General features: G+C 69.7%; 11 protein-coding genes. 8 read left to right on the forward strand and 3 right to left on the reverse strand.

Going from position 1 to position 17,033, the window contains the following annotated elements; translation table 11 throughout:
* The first annotated feature begins 1,415 nt into the window (after window positions 1–1,415).
* Together D474_RS0117905 and D474_RS29140 are read left to right on the forward strand one after the other, a co-directional pair.
* On the forward strand, window positions 1,416–3,044 hold the full coding sequence (locus tag D474_RS0117905) for a hypothetical protein (protein WP_152476900.1): 1,629 nt from the start codon (window positions 1,416–1,418) through the stop codon (window positions 3,042–3,044).
* A gap of 103 nt (window positions 3,045–3,147) precedes the next feature.
* Window positions 3,148–4,845 (forward strand): immunity 49 family protein, encoded by a 1,698-nt coding sequence (locus D474_RS29140; RefSeq protein ID WP_239647106.1) that lies wholly within the window; start codon window positions 3,148–3,150, stop codon window positions 4,843–4,845.
* Window positions 4,846–5,126: 281 nt separating this feature from the next.
* On the opposite strand, the gene D474_RS0117915 is transcribed toward D474_RS29140, so the two are convergent.
* Complete coding sequence (locus tag D474_RS0117915) at window positions 5,127–6,926, reverse strand: BCCT family transporter (RefSeq protein ID WP_040703874.1); 1,800 nt, start codon at window positions 6,924–6,926, stop codon at window positions 5,127–5,129.
* A gap of 434 nt (window positions 6,927–7,360) precedes the next feature.
* Between D474_RS0117915 and D474_RS0117920 the strand changes: the two genes are divergently transcribed.
* On the forward strand, window positions 7,361–8,365 hold the full coding sequence (locus tag D474_RS0117920) for a hypothetical protein (protein WP_026118597.1): 1,005 nt from the start codon (window positions 7,361–7,363) through the stop codon (window positions 8,363–8,365).
* Window positions 8,366–8,510: 145 nt separating this feature from the next.
* Here D474_RS0117920 and D474_RS0117925 read toward each other — a convergent pair whose 3' ends face one another.
* Window positions 8,511–9,533, reverse strand: coding sequence for an Lrp/AsnC family transcriptional regulator (locus tag D474_RS0117925; protein ID WP_040703875.1), 1,023 nt, complete (start codon window positions 9,531–9,533; stop codon window positions 8,511–8,513).
* A 379-nt stretch (window positions 9,534–9,912) separates the two neighbouring features.
* Here D474_RS0117925 and D474_RS29145 point away from each other — a divergent pair, with 379 nt between their 5' ends.
* The 4 genes from D474_RS29145 to D474_RS0117945 all read left to right on the forward strand — a co-directional run bounded on the left by D474_RS29145 (window position 9,913) and on the right by D474_RS0117945 (window position 15,044).
* Complete coding sequence (locus tag D474_RS29145) at window positions 9,913–11,172, forward strand: MFS transporter (RefSeq protein WP_239647108.1); 1,260 nt, start codon at window positions 9,913–9,915, stop codon at window positions 11,170–11,172.
* A gap of 217 nt (window positions 11,173–11,389) precedes the next feature.
* The gene (locus D474_RS0117935) at window positions 11,390–12,313 is read left to right on the forward strand and encodes an acetoacetate decarboxylase family protein (protein ID WP_017614914.1); all 924 of its coding nucleotides are present in this window, start codon (window positions 11,390–11,392) and stop codon (window positions 12,311–12,313) included.
* Between the two features lie 30 nt (window positions 12,314–12,343).
* On the forward strand, window positions 12,344–13,297 hold the full coding sequence (locus D474_RS0117940; RefSeq protein ID WP_017614915.1) for an alpha/beta hydrolase: 954 nt from the start codon (window positions 12,344–12,346) through the stop codon (window positions 13,295–13,297).
* A gap of 157 nt (window positions 13,298–13,454) precedes the next feature.
* Window positions 13,455–15,044, forward strand: coding sequence for a succinic semialdehyde dehydrogenase (locus D474_RS0117945; RefSeq protein ID WP_017614916.1), 1,590 nt, complete (start codon window positions 13,455–13,457; stop codon window positions 15,042–15,044).
* 96 nt (window positions 15,045–15,140) lie between these two features.
* On the opposite strand, the gene D474_RS0117950 is transcribed toward D474_RS0117945, so the two are convergent.
* The gene (locus D474_RS0117950; RefSeq protein ID WP_017614917.1) at window positions 15,141–15,761 is read right to left on the reverse strand and encodes a TetR/AcrR family transcriptional regulator; all 621 of its coding nucleotides are present in this window, start codon (window positions 15,759–15,761) and stop codon (window positions 15,141–15,143) included.
* Window positions 15,762–15,847: 86 nt separating this feature from the next.
* Here D474_RS0117950 and D474_RS0117960 point away from each other — a divergent pair.
* On the forward strand, window positions 15,848–17,033 hold a 1,186-nt coding region (locus tag D474_RS0117960; RefSeq protein ID WP_239647107.1), incomplete at its 3' end, for an NADH:flavin oxidoreductase/NADH oxidase family protein.

A 17,033-nucleotide genomic window follows, 5' to 3' on the forward strand; every position in this document is an offset into this window, starting at 1 on the left:
TGAACTGGCCCCCATCGCCGGTGCGGTCGACAACCTGCTCGCGGTCACCCTCGAGCAGCTCGGCGTCAGCGCCCTGCTGGGGTACCTCGGCCTCTGATCGCTGGATCCCGGATATGGGATCCGCCTTTCTCATGCGCGGAGGCGCATGCGTTGGAAAACGCATGAGTGCATGGTCGAAAGGCTCTGCGTTGCAGAAACGCGCAGAAGGGCTCGCGTGGTCCCGGGGGAGCTGGAGGCGCCCGGGACCGCGCGGCCCCTCTTGTTGTCGAGGCCCACGTGTCGGTCGGCCAGAGGGCCCACCGACACGTCGACCAGTCTGTCGGCCTGGCCGGGCGGTCAGGTCCTGAGCCGACCAGCCGGCCATGTGTGTGGTGAGAACGCCTTTCCTGCATGGAATCGCTGTGAATTGACCCACATGAAGGCTCTCGGTGGGGCTTCTGTTCGGTGCGCTCTGGGTGTCGTTCCTGGACAGAGCTGTGTGCTGGTACTGAGTTCGGCAAGGCCCTGGATCCGCGGATTGTCGGTCGCGTCGGTATAACTCACGGGTAGCCCTGTTGTCCCCGGCCGCGCGTGTACCCCGCACGCACGGCCCGACCCCCGGAGCCCCCACCGTGACCGAGCCCCCGGCGGCCGCCCCACCGAATACAGCGAACGCGACTCCTTCCAGGAACAGGTCGACAGGGTCACCGACGGCGACGACGTGGTCTCGTCCCAGGCGATCCTGTCGCTGATGCCCCAGGGGGAACCGGAGAACATCGAGTCCCTGGCCGGTGACCTGCGCAGGTACGGGGACACGGTCAGCGAGACCGGGTACGACATCAAGTCGGCCTGGGGCGGGCTGACCACTACGCCGCTCTCGACCCGGTGGCCGAGGACGGCGACGAGGTCCAGACCGGCACCGACCGGGCGGCCACGGCGCTGGAGACCTTTGCCGGTGAGCTGCAGAGTATTCAGCGCCGGTTCCAGACCCTCTACGAGGATGTCAGCGATTTCCGTAACCGCATCGACGACGACCCGGACTGGCAGAAGGGTGAGTGGTTCGGTCTCGCCAAGAGCGACGAGGTCAAGGAGAACGAGCGGCTCATCGAACGCGCGCACGGGCTCCTCCAGGAGTACGCCGACGCGGAGGTGGCCTGCGCCGACGCGATCAGCCGCGGGATCCCGGGGCGGACGCGCTTCGAATCGATGCCCTCGGACGCCGACGACGGTGCCCTGGACGAGGACGTCTTCTACCACGGCTACGAAGGCTCGGTCGAGGACATGGCCGAGGGGCGCACAGCTCCGAGGGCTGGTTCAACGCCTCCTGGGGCGATGCGTTCACCGAGTATCACGGCGACAACGTCAAGGAGCTGGCCGGGCTCGCTGGGCTCTATGACCGGGAGAGCGACAGCTTCGGGTGGGCCGGCTTCGACTCGATGGGGGAGAGCTGGAAGGAACTCGCGCACTCGGTCGTGCCCTGGACCGAGTGGGAGGACCGGCCCGGTTACGTCATCACTACCGCAGTGCTCAACACCGTCGGCGTCGTGGGCGGTGCGGCCCTGACCGCGACCGGTGTCGGTGCGGTCGTGGGTGTGCCGCTGATGGCCTGGCGCGGGGCGTCCATGCTCGACGGGATGGGCTCGGGCCCCGCGGCCAGCGGCGGCGACGGTGCCGATGGTGCCGACGGTGGTTCCGGGGCCGGTTCGTCCTCGGGTGGCACACCGGCCGGGGTTCCCGATTCCGGACAGACACCCACCGCCGACGATGCGCAGTCGATCGAGGCGCCGGACGGGGGCTTCTCACCGAGCGACATGCCCGACCTCGACGCCCTGGCCGCAGCCGGGGACTCCGGTGGCTCGGGCAACGGGACCGGTGCTGGGGACAACGAGGGGGGTGCGCCCCGCCCGCAGGTCCCGACCGCGGCAGAGGGTTCGCAGGCACAGCGCCCGAACCGCGGTGGTGGGTCCGGATCCAGCTCCGGGAATTCGGACCCCGAACCGGCCGCGGACGCCGCGCCCGCGGACCAGCGGCCCGCGCCGACCCCGGCCGAGAGCACCGCTTCCACGGACGGCTCCGGCGAGACCCCGTCGGAGCAGGGCTCGGACAACGCGTCGGAGAACGCCTCCGAAGGCACCTCGGACAACGCCTCGGAGAGTTCGTCCGAGAGCGCCCCGAACAACCGGTGGGGCGTCAACGAGGACACCCCCGCCGGAGCGGGGCAGTCGTCGCCCGCGCCGGTCGCCTCGGAGAGCGGCGGATCCACCGGTGGGCAGGACGCCGGTGCCGGCGTCGGCACCGGATCCGGCTCCGACAACGGCAGCGGTAGCGGTACCAGTAGCGACAGCGCTGACGGGAGCGCTGACGGCAGCAGCAGTGACTCGCAGAGCAGCGGTTCCCAGGACGGTGCTGATAACTCGCGCACGGGCGAGAACCAGGACGTCGAGTTCCACGGTGACCGGTGGTCGCACACCGAGACGGCCGCGCGTGGGGACTCCGGCTCCGAGTCCTCGACGGACTCGTCCTCGTCCAACTCCTCGTCGCAGACCCCCGAGTCCACCCGCACCACCACTGCTACCGCCACCGAGGTCGGTGCGCGCACCGCCGCGGGCGGCAACGATTCAGGCAGCGGCATGGACGGTGATGGCGCCGGCGGCCGGGGTTCGGAGTCCGGCAGCAACGATGCCAACTCCCAGTCCGACAACCGCGACTCGAACAACGACTCCAGCAACGACAGCAGTAGCAATCGCAACAACGACAGCAGTAACGAGCGCGGTGTCGACCGCAACAGGCTCGCCCGCGAGGCCGTCGCCGCTGCCTTGCGCGAGGACGGCACGGAACCCCTCGGCAGCCAGGACAACGGCCCCGATTCTGGTCAGGGGTCGCAGCAGGACTCCATGTCCGACCGGCACAGTGAGCTCACTGAGGCCTTGCTGCGCGAGAACGCCGATGGCGTGACCCCTGACTCCAGCGCCCATGCGGACCGAGCTGACCTGATCGACTCGAACGAGGTTGTATCCGCCGGGGACCCCAGGCTCCCCGAGTCGGTTTTTCGTAGAACGCCATGACTCTGCCCATCCTGGATATGTCTTTGGTCGGAAAAGGGTTCCCGGGCGGCTCGAAGAGAACATGCCCGTGTTCGAAGAGTCGCCGCATTCGGTTGACATGTATATGGCCCCCATCTCTATGGACGCGCTCCTGTGCTTGTCGATGGATCCTGAAGTTTCGGAGCGGTTGACGTGGGAGGCGTGGGTTGCGTGGATGCAGGCGTGCGAGGCGTTGTTCGCGATGGGCGCGGCCGAGCCGGGTGAGTCGTTCGAGAGGTTGATGCACCACGAGGTGCGCACGCTCAAGGCGGAGAAGCCGGGGTCGATGTATGACGTGTCCACGTGGTTGGACGCGGTGTTCTTGGCCATGACCTGTCGGGATCGGGACCGGGTGCACGCCCTGGCGCAGATCCCTGTGCCGGTGCTGCGCCAGTGGTCGGAGAGCGGGGGATCGGTCGGGCCCGAGTTCATCTGGCCGTGGGCCGAGGCGGTGCAGGACTTTGTGCTGGGACGGGACTCGCTCGGTCAGAACCTGGCCGAGGCCATGCGCCTGTGTGAGCCGGAGCATCTGCAGGTGATGGACCCGCAGGACGTGCAGCGGATCACCCTCCCTCAGATGAAGGTGCTGGGCCGGCTGGCCGCGCGTGATACCGAGGGGTTCAACGAGCAGATGTACCGCGGCCTGGTGGGGTTCCGGGATTACCACACCCAGGATTTCGGTGAGGACGACAGCGCCGGCCGCGAGAGCGCCGGTATGGTTCCGCTGGATTTGTTCGCTCTGGCGTGTGTGGCCCATGACCTGCACCGGATGGAGCCTTCGTTCGTCCCGGATCTGAGCTCGACGTATTTCCCGCGCAAGATCCTGGAGCGGGCGTGGGAGGACGAGTTCGCCTACCGTGCGCACATCCCGGACCCGGTGGACCCGCAGGCGTTGGCCCGGCGTTACAAGGTGGGCCAGGCCCCGCCGCTGGAGCCGGGACCGGACGTGGTGGCGATGGTGGAGCGCCACGAGGCGTTCCCGCCCCGGCGCGCGCATACGCGTGAGCTCGAGGTCGAGGTGGTCGACGGGCTGCTGGATGCCGCTCAACGGGATCCGGAGCGTGTGGTCGAGGCGTATCGGGAGTTGCGGGAGTGGGCCCTGGCCGGCGTTGCCGACGACCCGTGGGGGGCCGAGCTGTTGACCTATCTGCCCTGGGCGGCCTGGGCGCAGGTCGGTCATGTGCTGTTCCGTGCGGGGGTGGCGCCGCAGGAGGGGCCGGTCCGGGTCGGCGTTCTGGGTGAACAGCGCAGTTTTGGTCCGCTGGAGCCGGGTGCGGGTCTGGACATGCGTGTATGGGTGGAGACGTTCTGTCTGGCCCTGACGTGCCGGTTGGAGGAGGTGGTGCCGGACCTGGCGCTGCAGCCGATCTCCGAGGTGCGCCAGAGCATCGAGGCGCGCGGTGTGGTCGAGGACGAGTTCGTCTACGCCTGGGCCGAGGCGTTGCAGCGCTTCATCGTGAACCGTTCGGCGGTGGCCGCGAAGGTGGAGGAGGCGTTGCGGTTGGCCACGCCCGAGCACGCCCGCAGTCGGGGTGCGGAGGAGCTGCGGTGTTTGGCGGTGCCTCCGATGAAGGTGCTGCTGAGGCTGGCCGAGAAGGACAGCGAGGGGTTCAACGGGGCGATGCGTGAGGCTCTGGAGCTGTTCCGCGCGTACTACACGGCCACCGGGGAGCGGCGGTCGTCTTATGGGGGTGTGGTTCCGTTGGAACTGTTCGCTCTGGCGTGTGTGGCCTATGACCTGCGTCGCGATGTGGGGTTCGATCCGGATCTGAGCTCGACGTAGTTCCCGAAGTACATTCTGAACCGAGAGCGGGCGTACGACTCACCGGTCTGATCCAAGGTCTCGGAGCTCTTGCGCTTCGCCGACGAAGAACGAACGCAGGGTTCGAGCGGGTCGGAGACGGGTGGCCGAACCCAGGTATCCGACCACGGCCTGATCCCGGAATGCAAAAGGGCCCCTTCCGGGCGACGCGGCGCGAGCTGTGTGTGCTCGCGCCGCGCCGCACGTCAGGGGCCCTCATGGCGAGAGGCTTCCCTCGACCGGCCTCGGCCGCAACCTCCGGGCTAATGCCCGCCGGAGTTCGGGGGCCGCTTCGGGGGATTGCGGTGCAGCGGACGGCGGGAGGATCCGGTCCGAGCCGACAGCGTGCCGCGTGCTCCGGTGACCCGCTCCTGGTCGACGTAGGGGTCGCGCATCACGGGTGGGTCGTCGATGGCTTCGGGCTCGACGCCCACGTCCGTGGTGTCGTGCTCGTCCTCGTCCTGGCGGCGCTCGTACTCCTCCGGCGGCAGGACCTTCTGCCAGGAGCGCGTGCGCATGGTCGGCCGCTCCCCGGCGTCCTCCCGCAGGGCGCGGTACAGCGCATACATCTGGAAGTAGCCGATCACGAAGAACGGCAGACCCACGAGCACGACGATCTTCTCGAGGGCTTCCAGACCACCGGTCCCGGAGAAGACCAGCAGGGTGGCGGTCACGACCGCGATGGCGATGGCCCAGAAGACGCGCTGGCCCAGCGGGTTGAAGTCCTCGTGGCCGTTGGCCATGGTGTCGGTCACCAGCGCCGCGGAGTCCACCGAGGTGATGAAGAAGATCACCACCAGCAGGATCGCGACCACCGAGACGAAGGTGGTGGCGGGGAAGTGTTCCAGGAAGGAGAACAGTGCGCCGGGCACGTCCCCCTGGTTCACGACGTTCTCGACCAGGTCGCCGTCGCGGTTGAGCTCGATGTCGAAGGCGGAGAACCCGAAGACGCCGAACCACAGGATGGAGAAGGCGGACGGGACGAGGAGGACCCCGGAGACGAACTGGCGGATGGTGCGCCCTCGGGAGATGCGGGAGATGAAGATCCCGACGAACGGCGACCAGCTGATCGTCCAGGCCCAGTAGAACACCGTCCAGCTGTTCTGCCACCCGGTGTTGGCGAAGGTGTCGTTCCACAGGGCCAGTTCCGGCAGATTCACCAGGTAGCTGCCGAACGCCTCGATGGTGCCCCTGAGCACGAAGAGCGTGGAGCCGCTGAACAGGATGAACACCAGGACGGCGATGGCCACCCAGATGTTGAAGTTGGACAGGCGCTTGATCCCGCGGTCCAGGCCGAGCGCGACGGAGATCATCGCGACACCGCCGACGACGCCGATGATGACCAGCTGCCACACGGCACTCTCGGGCACGCCGAGCACGCGGTTGATGCCGGCGTTGATCTGCAGGGCGCCCAGACCGAGGGAGACCGCGACGCCGAAAACGGTACCGACGATGGCGACGATGTCGATGAGCCGGCCGATGGGTCCGTGGATCCGCTTGCCGAGGAGCGGCTGGAAGATCGAGCTCACGCGCGGGGGCAGGTTCCGCTTGTGGATGAAGTAGGCGAAGCACAGGGCGGGGAGGGTGAAGATCGCCCAGGTGTGCAGCGTGAAGTGGTAGAAGGTGAAGTTTATGGCCTCGGCCGCAGCTGCTTCCGTTTCCGGGGTGATCCCCAGTGAAGCCTCTCGGGGCGGGTCACCGAAATGGCTGACCGGTTCTGCCACACCCCAGAACATGAGGATGCTGCCGATCCCGGCTGCGAAGAGCATGGCGAACCAGGCCGGGCCGGAGTGCTCGGGGGGTTCGTCGTCCGGTCCCAGCTTCACCCGCCCGAACCGGCCCATGGCCATGTAGATCAGGAAGACCAGGAACGCGGTCAGGCCGAAAATGTAGAACCAACCGAGGTTGGTGTAGAGCCAGCTCGATGCGGCTGTGACGCCCGCATCCACTGGCTCGGTGAAGATGACGGTGACCAGCACGAACGTGATGATCACCGCGGCCGCGCCGAAGAACACTGGTGGCGAGGTGCGTAGTCTCAGGGCGTCGTGTAGACGGGTCAGCATGTAATCGACTCCTCGAACCGGACGCTGACTGGCAGGGGCCAGGGCACAAGGCAACCTTGCCAGCGTACGGGCCCCCGTCAACGTCCGATTCCGGCGGGGTCCCGGTACCAGTGTCACGATTGTGTGGAGAGGGGCGCCCTGACCTCGCATGATCTGCGGGGATTCTGAGGTCGGTGCCGTATCGGATGGCCGAATGTGGCCCCGGGGCATGGCCACCACTGTCTTGCCCCGCCCGTGCCGCCCTTCGGGCAGAGCCAGGTTCATGCCACGCCGCGGGTGGGAACGTCCACTTCTGCCGGGTTCCCTTCCGCGAGTTCCCGGATGCCGCACCCCCACGTAGGCCACGCGAGCGACCCCCACCCGCGCATCCCGACCCGGACACCCCGCCTCCATCCGGCCCGAACCAGCCTCCCGAGGGACCGCCCATGAGCTCCATGAGCGAGGACGTCCACCGGCCCCGACCCGTCGTCGACCCCTCCCTCGACCCCGAACACCGGGAGGAGGTCCTCTCCGCCCACTACCGCTCCTCGAGCCCCGACCCCCGACCGGCCCGCCTACGAGAGGGCGCCGCACAGCTCTTCGGTGTCGGCTTCACCCTCGCCCTCACCACGGCCCTCGGCGGCTGGTACCTGTCGATCATCATCGCGACCATCACCGCCGTCGCCTACACCGTCGCGCTCCTCGTGCGCGGGGAGGCCAACCCGGTCGTGCGCGTCTCGGGCGCGTTCCTGGGTGCCGGAACCCTGGCGGCCGTCCCCGCCTGGGTCCTGGATCCGGCCGCCGCGACCGGGCTTCCCTGGCTGGTCTTCGGGGGGCTGGCCGCCATGGTCACCGCGGACGGGCTCACCTGTCGTACACGGGCCGATGCCCGCGCGGATTCCGACCGGGCCGACCGTCTTGTCGGGCCGGACGAGGTGAACCGGGCCGACCACCCCCTCCTCCTCGAGGTGCAGTACACCATCGACCGCGTCTCCGAGCACGCCCACGAACTCGGCGAGGGAACCGAGCCCGGCCGCACCCTCGAGGTCCTGCACCAGGAGGAGTGGCGCATCGCCGGGCTCCTGGCCCGCCAGCGCACTCTGCGCCGCGCACACCTGCGCCGCTGGCAGAGGGCCGAGTCCGAGCGGGTCCGCGAGGCCCTGCGCCCTCAGCGCGAGTACTTGGACGCTGTGGGGGAGGCCGTCCGCCGCCGCGTCGACTCCGTCCGCGAGTACCGCCGGGTGTTCGACCGCGCCCTGGCCGCCCACCGCGAGTGGATCCAGTGTCAGGAGGCCCGGGACTCCACCCCCGACTACCTCCGCCACCTCGCCGATGCCGAAGTTCTGGACACCGGGGCCACGGAGGTCTCGGACCTGGTGTGCGCCGCGGACGCCGCCGGGAGGGTGCGGGACGAGCACGTGCGCGAGCTGCTCGGCCACCCCCTGCACCCGGATGCCTGAGACGTCGTTCCGAAACCCCGGCCCGGTCGCCCGCGTGCGCAGACCCGCTCAGCTCCCGGGGATGCCGACGCCCTGTCGGTGGCCGAGAAGGCGGCCGCGCACTCGGTTCACCTCGTACTGACCGAGAGCCGATTCCGCCCCCGGCTCACAGTTCCGCCCCCGTCTCCACGGCCCAGGGGTTCACCGGCACCATCGAGGTCCGGTACCCGTGCTGGTCGAGCAGATGGCCGCTGCGCTTCATCGGCCACAGCGCGATCGAACGGTCCTCCACCACCAGCCTCGGCGCAGTCCGTACCAACTCCGCCTCGAACCTCTGGGTGTCCTGCACCGAACGGCTCCACGCGGCCACCATCAGGTTGTGGCGGCCGGCCACCCCCGCGCACAGGCGAACCTCACGCATACTGCTGATCCGCTGCGCCGCCTCGGTGACCTGGTCCGGAGGCAGCTGAGCCCAGAGGATTATCGCGGTCGGCCAGTCCGACAGCGGCCGCGACACCTCGCAGCGGGCCTGGACCATCCGGGAGGCGAACAGGCGGCGCACCCTGCGTCGCACGGTGTCCGGCGAACTGCCGCATTCCTGGGCGAGGGCCGTGTAGGACACCCGGGCGTCAGCGGAGAGCGCCACCATCAGCTTCCGTTCCAGGGCGTCGGGCTCTCCGGCCGGTTCTGGATCGGGGACGTCCTGGGCGATCCGCTCCGCCTGCCGAGGGGTGAGCGCCCGTAGGCGCCACCGGCTGGCCTCGGTGAAGACCGCCCCGGCAACGTACGCGCGGCTGGACCTGACCCCCTCCATCGTGTCCAGGTGTCCCGCCACCCACCGCGACAGCGTTCCGACGTCCTCCAGCATCACCGTCATCAGCAGGTCACGGTCGCCGGTGACGTGTTCGACCGTGACCACGTAGGGCAGCGCGGTGAAGGCACGGGCGACGTCGAGCAGGGCCCCGCTCTCGCAGTCCACCTCCACGAACGCCAGGCAGCCCTTGGCATGGCCGCTCAGCCCCGCGCCGGGCGCCGCGCTCACCCAGGCCAGACCCTGGTCCGTCAACCGCTGCCAGCGCCGTGCGGCGGTCACCGCGTCGATGCCCAGCACGCCGCCGACCAGCGACCAGTGGGCGCGAGGGGAGATCTGCAGCGCGTGGACGAGCTGCTGATCCACGTCGTCGAGCATGCGGTTTCCCAGCACTGTCGTCCCCCACCGTGAGTTTTTCCTGCGATTTCGGATCCGTTTCACGGTTCGGATCCCATCCTGGCCCGCTCAGGCACACGAGCGCGCACCTGGCCGCGCCCGTGCTCCGGCGTGTGCCCGGAGCCGCCCGACCCCCCGGACCGAACCCGTTGTCATCCCCCACCCACAGAAAGGCGCAGACTGTGAGTGAACGCGATCCCGACGCCGCCGAGGCGACAAGAACCCGAACAGCGGGAACGACCGAGAGAGCGGCCACCGGTGTGGTCTCCGTGGTCGGCTTGTTGGTCTTCTTCGAACTGAGCAGCGGGATACTGCAGGGCGCGACCGGCCCCTGCTCCCCTCGCTCCAGGCGGAGCTGGACATCCCGAGCGACTACCTCCACTGGGTCCAGGCGATCCAGTACCTGGCCGCCGCGGTGAGCGTCCCCGTCTTCGGGCGACTCGGCGACCTGTACGGACACCGGCGGATGCTGCGGGTGGCGCTCCTGCTCATCACCGTGGGAAGCGTGATCGTCGCGATCGCGCCCAACTTCACGGTCCTCCTCGTCGGCCGGGCCCTGCTCGGCCCGCTCGCCGCACTGCTCCCTCTGGAGATCGGACTGGTCCGGGACCGCCTCACCCCGGAACAGAGCCGCCGCGCCATCGGCATGTTGGTCGGCGCGATCACCCTGGGGTCCCTCGTGGGCGCCCTGCTCGCCGGCGTGGTGCAGGGGCAGGTCGGTGACGTCCGGGTGACCCTCGGCGTTCTGGCGGCGGTCGCCGTCCTCTGCCTGACCCTTTCCTTCTTCATCCCCGAGTCCCGGACACGGGCCCGGGGTGGCATGGACTGGATCGGCGGTGCACTGCTCGGTTCGTCGCTGGCGGCCCTGTTGGGCTCGGTCTCCCAGGGCAACACCTGGGGCTGGACCTCTCCGATGTTCGTCGCCGGGCTGGTGCTGGCCGCGGTGCTGTTCGTGGTGTGGGTCCGCGTCGAGCTGCGTTCGGAGCACCCGCTGGTGGACGTCCGCGCCGTCTCCTCGGCCGCGGTCGCTCCCCAGTACGTCGCCGGGGCGACCCTGGGGCTGGTGATGTTCGGCGGGCAGAGCGCCATCGTGCTGTACGTGGCGTCCTCGCCGGACAGCGTCGGATACGGGTTCGGGTTCGACGTCATGGCCATCTCCCTGACTCTGATGGTGCCCACGGTCATGGCCCTCCTGGGCGCCGTCGCGACGGCGCCCGTGGCCACGCGCTTCGGTTACCGGCGGATCGTCTTCCTCGCCTTTGCACTGATGGCGGCCGGAACCCTGGGCCTGGCGCTCTCCTGGGCCTTGATCGGGCCGTTCCTGATCTCGTTCGCCCTGGTCGGCCTGGGCTGCGGGCTGGCCCTGGGGGCCCTGCCGACGCTGGTCGTGGAGGCCAGCGCGGACGACCGGGCCGGGAGCGCCTCGGCGGTGTACAACAACCTCAAGACGCTCGGCGGGAGCATCGGCGGTGCGGTCTCGGCAGGGGTGATCGGTTACTTCGTGATGCCGGGTACCGGTGAGCCGACGCTCTCGGCCTTCCAGGGGCTCTGGGTGAGCGTGGCCCTGCTGTCGCTCGCCACCGCCGTCCTCGCCGGCAGGACGCCGAAGGCACTGCGCTGAACCGGTGTCGGCGTCGCCGGGCTGTCCACGCCCTGTGGGCAGCCCGGTCTGCCGCCTGTTCCGCGCGCGGGCCGCAGTGAATGCGAACCGCGGTCCGAGGTCCCGGCGTGGGCTCGGCGTCTCCAGACACGCGTGTGGTCCACTTCATTGTTGACAGTGATTACATGGCCGACCTAGGCTTATGTTAACACTGAACACATTTGAGGGGGATGAGCCGATGTCGTCGACTCAGCAGGACAGGGTCAAGGTCGACCTGGGCGGCCGCACGGTGACGGTTCCCAAGGGCGGCATGTACGACCGGTACCGGATGGATCCCGATCTCGACGAGGTCGCCCGCGATCCCCGTGTCCCCGGCGTGGACTTCTTCCGGCAGCTGCCCAAGGCGAAGGTCGATTCGCCCATCGGCACGACCCACACGCCGAACTTCTACTACGCAGTCTCGACCGCCCGGCTCACGATGCTCGCCCCCTCCCGGGCGATCCGCGCCCGGCTGCCCCGGGAACTGGACCCCCTGGAGGTCGCACCGGGCCTCGGCCTGGCCTCGGTCATGTTCTTCCGCTACGACGTGTGCGACATCGACTTCTACACCGAGGCCGCCGTCGGGATCGCGGTCAGACCGTCCCGGCACGGGCGGCTCGGCTTCGTCGATCTCGTCAGCAGCCTCGAGAACGACCACCTCCACACCTACGTGCTCTCCCTCCCGGTCAACACCGACATCGCCCAGGTGCGCGGCTACGACGGGTACGGATTCCCCAAGTGGACCACCGAGATCGACGTCGACATCGACGACCGCAGGGTCTCCGCGCGCGTGGCCAACGACTCCGGAGGCACGGACCTGTCCTTCTCCGCGGACACACCCGCACAGACCAGCTACCCGAGCGGCGAGCGGGTCTCGACACTCACCTCCTACACGTCGATCAACGGCGCCTGGCACTCGACCATGAACCAGGCCAACGTGCTCGCCGCCGGGAGCACGCGCTCCCCGCGCGGGCTCCACCTCAAGGCCGGGCGCGGCCGACTGACCGACGACCTTCGCTCCCTCAGGCCGATCCGGAACCTCCGGTTCGACGTCGCCACCTCCTCGCAGATCGCCCTCCACATGCCCGTTCCGACCTCGATCCGGGGCCGGAGCCAGCAGTAGCGAGAAACGAGATCACGAAAGGGATCGACGATGACCGAGAACAAGCCGGTGCTGGAGACCGAGGCCGCCGAGTTCGCCCGGGCCACGGACAGCCCGCCGTTCCTGTTCCAGATGACACCCGACGAGGGCCGCAAGACGGTCAACGAGGTCCAGTCCGGCGACATCGAGAAGCCGGACATCGAGGAGGAGTGGGTCACCGTCGAGGGCGGTCCCACTGGCACGGTGCAGGTCCGTATCGTCAGGCCCGCCGGGTCGACCGGGACCCTTCCGGTCCTCTTCTTCATCCACGGGGCCGGATGGGTGTTCGGCAACGCGCACACCCATGACCGGCTGGTCCGCGAGCTCGCGGTCGGCGCGGGTGCCGCCGCCGTGTTCCCGGAGTACGACCTCTCACCCGAGGCCAAGTACCCGACCGCGATCGAGCAGAACTACGCGGCAGCGCAGTGGGTGTTCGACCACGGCGCCGAGAAGGGCCTGGACGCCTCGCGGTTCGCGGTCGCCGGCGACTCGGTGGGCGGCAACATGAGCGCCGTGCTCACCCTGATGGCCAAGGAGCGCGGCGACGTCCGCATCCAGCAGCAGGTGCTGCTCTACCCGGTCACCAACGCCGACTTCGACACCGAGTCCTACCACCGGTTCGCCGAGCACTACTTCCTCGCCAGGGAAGGCATGAAGTGGTTCTGGGACCAGTACACCCAGGACGAGGCCCAGCGCGACGAGATCCACGCGTCCCCGCTGCGCGCCTCCCTCGAGCAGCTCAGTGGGTTGCCCCCGGCGCTGGTGATCACCGCCGAGGCCGACGTGCTGCGTGACGAGGGCGAAGCGTACGCGGCCAAGCTCCGCGAGGCCGGGGTCCCGGTCACACACGTGCGCGTCGGCGGCGTCATCCACGACTTCATGATGCTGAATGCGCTGCGCTCGACCCAGGGCGCGAAGGCCGCCATCAAGCTCGCGCAGGACACCCTGCGCGAAGCTCTGCACTGATCCCCGGTGCGGGCCTACGCACCGGGCCCGCACCGGTCCTGACCCGTCCGTCAGTCACCCACGCCGCGCGCGGCCGAGCCCCATGCGGGCCACGAGGCCGCGCGCGGCTCCGCATCCATGCCTGCCGCAGCCCGCGGCCACACTTCCGGAGCCCGCCATGCCCACCGAGCACGCCACCCTCACCCATGACTCCGACCTGCCGCCGTCACTGACCCCGGCTCTGCTCGACCGACTGACCGCACAGGTGGCGGCCGCTCCGGACGGCACGCGGGTCACCACTTTCGCCCCCTACACCGGGGGCCCGCTGGCCGACCTCCCGGTCTCGGAGCCCGAGGACGTCGATGCGGCGTTCGTGCGAGCGCGCGCGGCGCAGAAGGCCTGGGCCGCCACGCCCCTGTCAGAGCGCAGGAGGATCATGCTGCGCTTCCACGACCTCGTGCTCGACCGCCGCGACGAAGCGCTGGACCTGATGCAGGCCGAGAACGGCAAGACCCGCCGCGACTCGTTCCTGGAGGTCACCGACATCGCGATCACCGCCCGGTACTACGGGCGCGGGGCGGCCCGCCTGCTGGCACCCGAGCGCCGCCGCGGTGCGCTCCCGCTGTTGACCCACACCACGGAGCTGCGCCGGCCCAAGGGGGTCGTCACGGTCGTCTCACCGTGGAACTACCCGCTCAGCATGGCCGCGGGTGATGCCATCCCGGCCCTGATGGCGGGCAACGCGGTCGTCCAGAAGCCCGACACCCAGACCGCGCTCACCGCACTGTGGGCTCTGGACCTGATGCACGAGGCAGGGTTGCCGTCCGGGGTGTGGCAGATGGTGGTCGGCCGGGGCAGCTCCATCGGCGACGCGCTCATGGACAACGCCGACTACATGATGTTCACCGGGTCCACCGCCAGCGGACGCCGGATCGCGAGCGGTGCCGGACAGCGCCTCATCGGTGCCTCCCTGGAGCTCGGCGGCAAGAACGCCATGCTGGTCCTGGACGACGCCGACATCGACCGTGCCGTGGACGGCGCGGTCAACGCGAGCTTCCCCTCGGCAGGCCAGCTGTGCGTGTCCGTCGAGCGGATGTACGTGGCCGACGCGGTCTTCGACGAGTTCGTGGCCGCTTTCGCCGCCCGCACCGAGCGCCTGCGGGTGGGCGCGGGCTACGACTTCGGCTACGACGTCGGCAGCCTCACCACCCCGGCCCAGTTGGAGACGGTGACCGCGCACGTCCAGGACGCCGTCGCCAAGGGTGCGACCGTGCTCGCGGGCGGCAGGGCCCGGCCGGACCTGGGGCCGCTGTTCTTCGAACCGACCGTTCTCACCGGCGTCACCCCGGACATGACCCTGTACGAGCACGAGACCTTCGGCCCCGTCGTCTCGGTCTACCGGTACGGGGACGTCGACGAGGCGGTGGAGCGGGCCAACAGCACGCCGTACGGGCTCAACGCGAGTGTGTGGTCCCGTGACGGGGCCAGGGGCCGTGCCGTCGCCGCCCGTCTGCACGCGGGCACGGTCAACGTCAACGACGCCTTCGCCGCAGCGTGGGGCAGCATCGACGCTCCGATGGGCGGTATGGGCGACTCCGGTCTGGGCCGTCGCCACGGGGCCGACGGCCTGCTCAAGTACACCGAGCCCCAGACCGTCGCCCATCAGCGGATCCAGGGCTTCTACCCGCCGTCCGGGGTCTCGCCCCGGACCTGGAGCCTGATCCTGACCGGCGCCCTGAGGGTGCTGAAGGCGGTCGGCTCCCGCTGAGGGGTCGGATGCCGGAGAGAGCGCGGAGCCTGGGCGGGGGTCGTTCGTTCGGGCTCCGCCGCTCGTGGGCGGGCTGCCGCCCGGCCGGGGCGACGGTCACGGGGCCGCTCGGACGCCGCCTCGCTCGGGCGGGGAGTGGGCCGAGTCCGCCGCGAACACGGCGTGGACGGCGGCACGGACGTGGTTGTCGACCGTCTCTGGGGTGTCGGCGTCGAGCTTGCCGTCCAGGTGCAGGAAGGCCAGCCCGTGCACCAGCGCCCAGACGGCGGTCGACAACGTGTCCGGGTCGGCGTCGGGGAAGACCTCCTCGACGATGCCGATGACGTACTCCCAGATGGCGGCGGTGGCCTGGACGCGTTCCTCGTTGTCCGGGTCGCAGGGTTCGACGAACATCACGCGGAACAGCGCCGGGCGCTGGACCGCGAAGCGCACGTAGGCGGCGGCGATCTCGGCGAGGTCGTCGAGGGTCTTGGGGTCGGGGTGCGCCTCGGCGAGGTAGCCGGCGAGCTCGCGGTAGCCCTCGCCCGCGACGGCGGAGACGAGCGCGTCGCGGTCCGCGTAGTGGCGGTAGGGGGCCGTCGCGGACACGCCTGCCCGGCGCGCCACGGCACGGAGGGACAGCCCGCTGCCGCCGCTCTCCTCGAGCAGCTCCCGGGCCGCCCGCAGGCAGGCCGCGCGCAGGTCTCCGTGGTGGTAGGAGGAACCTTCCTGGGGCACGGATCACACTCCCTAATGTTTGCGGCGCACACATCGAACCTCTAATGTGAGCGATGTACACATATTACTCGACGTAAAAGACAAAGGTGAAGCGGATTACCAGCGAACTCTTCTCACCGCTAGCGTTGCGCTCCGGGGCCGTCCTGGGCAACCGGATCGCGAAGGCCGCCATGGAGGAGAACATGGCCGGTGCCGACCAGCTTCCCGACCACAGGTTGGCCGCGCTGTACCGCCGCTGGTCCGCAGGCGGCACCGGACTGCTGATCACCGGCAACGTCATGGTCCATGCCGAAGCATTGACCGGACCCGCCGGCGTCGTGCTCGACGAAGCAGCGCCGCTGAAGCCCTTCGCCGAGTGGGCCGAGGCCGGCAAGTCCCAGGGCTCGGCGATGTGGATGCAGATCAACCACCCCGGCCGCCAGGTGCAGTCCGGCATGCCCGGGGTCGTGTGGGGCCCGTCCGACATCGGCGTCGACCTGGGCAAGCACAGCAACCGCTTCGGCCGCCCCGTCGCCATGACCCACGAACAGATCGAGGCGACCGTGGCCCGCTTCGCGGTCACGGCCCGGCGCGCCGAACAGGCCGGATTCGACGGTGTGGAGGTCCACGCCGCGCACGGTTATCTGCTGTCGCAGTTCCTGTCGCCCCTGGTCAACAAGCGCACCGACCAGTGGGGCGGTTCGTTGGAGAACCGGGCCCGCATGCTGCTGGAGATCGTGCGCGCCATCCGCTCCACCGTCTCGCCGTCCTTCGCCGTCGCGGTCAAGCTGAACTCCGCCGACTTCCAGCGCGGCGGGTTCGACGCCGACGACGCACGCGAGGTGATCGCGATGCTCCAACCCCTGGGTGTGGACCTGGTCGAACTCTCCGGCGGCAGCTACGAGAGCCCCGCGATGACCGGACGCGCCACCGACACACGCACCCAGGCCCGTGAGGCCTACTTCCTGGACCTGGCCCGGGACCTGGTCGCGACCAGCCCCCTGCCGCTGATGCTCACCGGCGGCATCACCAGGCGCTCCATCGCCGAGAAGGCCCTGGCCGGCGGTGTCGGCCTGGTCGGAATGGGCACCGCCCTCGCCGTCACCCCGAACCTGCCCGTCCGCTGGAGGGACGGGCAGGAGGCCAGAGACCGGATGCGGCCGGTGAACTGGTCGGACAAACCCCTGGCCTCGGCCGCGAGCATGGCGCAGGTCCGTCACCAGCTGCGCCGTATCGCGCACGGACGCCCGCCGCGGCCCGGCACCCGCCCGTCCTACGCCCTGCTCTCCGAGC

The sequence above is a fragment of the Nocardiopsis salina YIM 90010 genome, assembly GCF_000341025.1.
Lineage (GTDB): Bacteria > Actinomycetota > Actinomycetes > Streptosporangiales > Streptosporangiaceae > Nocardiopsis > Nocardiopsis salina.

Excerpts from the sequence above, each read along its gene's own strand:
- D474_RS0117905 (WP_152476900.1), top strand. The coding sequence starts at position 1,416 with ATGGGGGAGAGCTGGAAGGAACTCGCGCACTCGGTCGTGCCCTGGACC.
- D474_RS29140 (WP_239647106.1), top strand. The coding sequence starts at position 3,148 with ATGGCCCCCATCTCTATGGACGCGCTCCTGTGCTTGTCGATGGATCCT.
- D474_RS0117915 (WP_040703874.1), bottom strand. The coding sequence starts at position 6,926 with ATGCTGACCCGTCTACACGACGCCCTGAGACTACGCACCTCGCCACCA.
- D474_RS0117920 (WP_026118597.1), top strand. The coding sequence starts at position 7,361 with ATGAGCGAGGACGTCCACCGGCCCCGACCCGTCGTCGACCCCTCCCTC.
- D474_RS0117925 (WP_040703875.1), bottom strand. The coding sequence starts at position 9,533 with ATGCTCGACGACGTGGATCAGCAGCTCGTCCACGCGCTGCAGATCTCC.
- D474_RS0117935 (WP_017614914.1), top strand. The coding sequence starts at position 11,390 with ATGTCGTCGACTCAGCAGGACAGGGTCAAGGTCGACCTGGGCGGCCGC.
- D474_RS0117940 (WP_017614915.1), top strand. The coding sequence starts at position 12,344 with ATGACCGAGAACAAGCCGGTGCTGGAGACCGAGGCCGCCGAGTTCGCC.
- D474_RS0117945 (WP_017614916.1), top strand. The coding sequence starts at position 13,455 with ATGCCCACCGAGCACGCCACCCTCACCCATGACTCCGACCTGCCGCCG.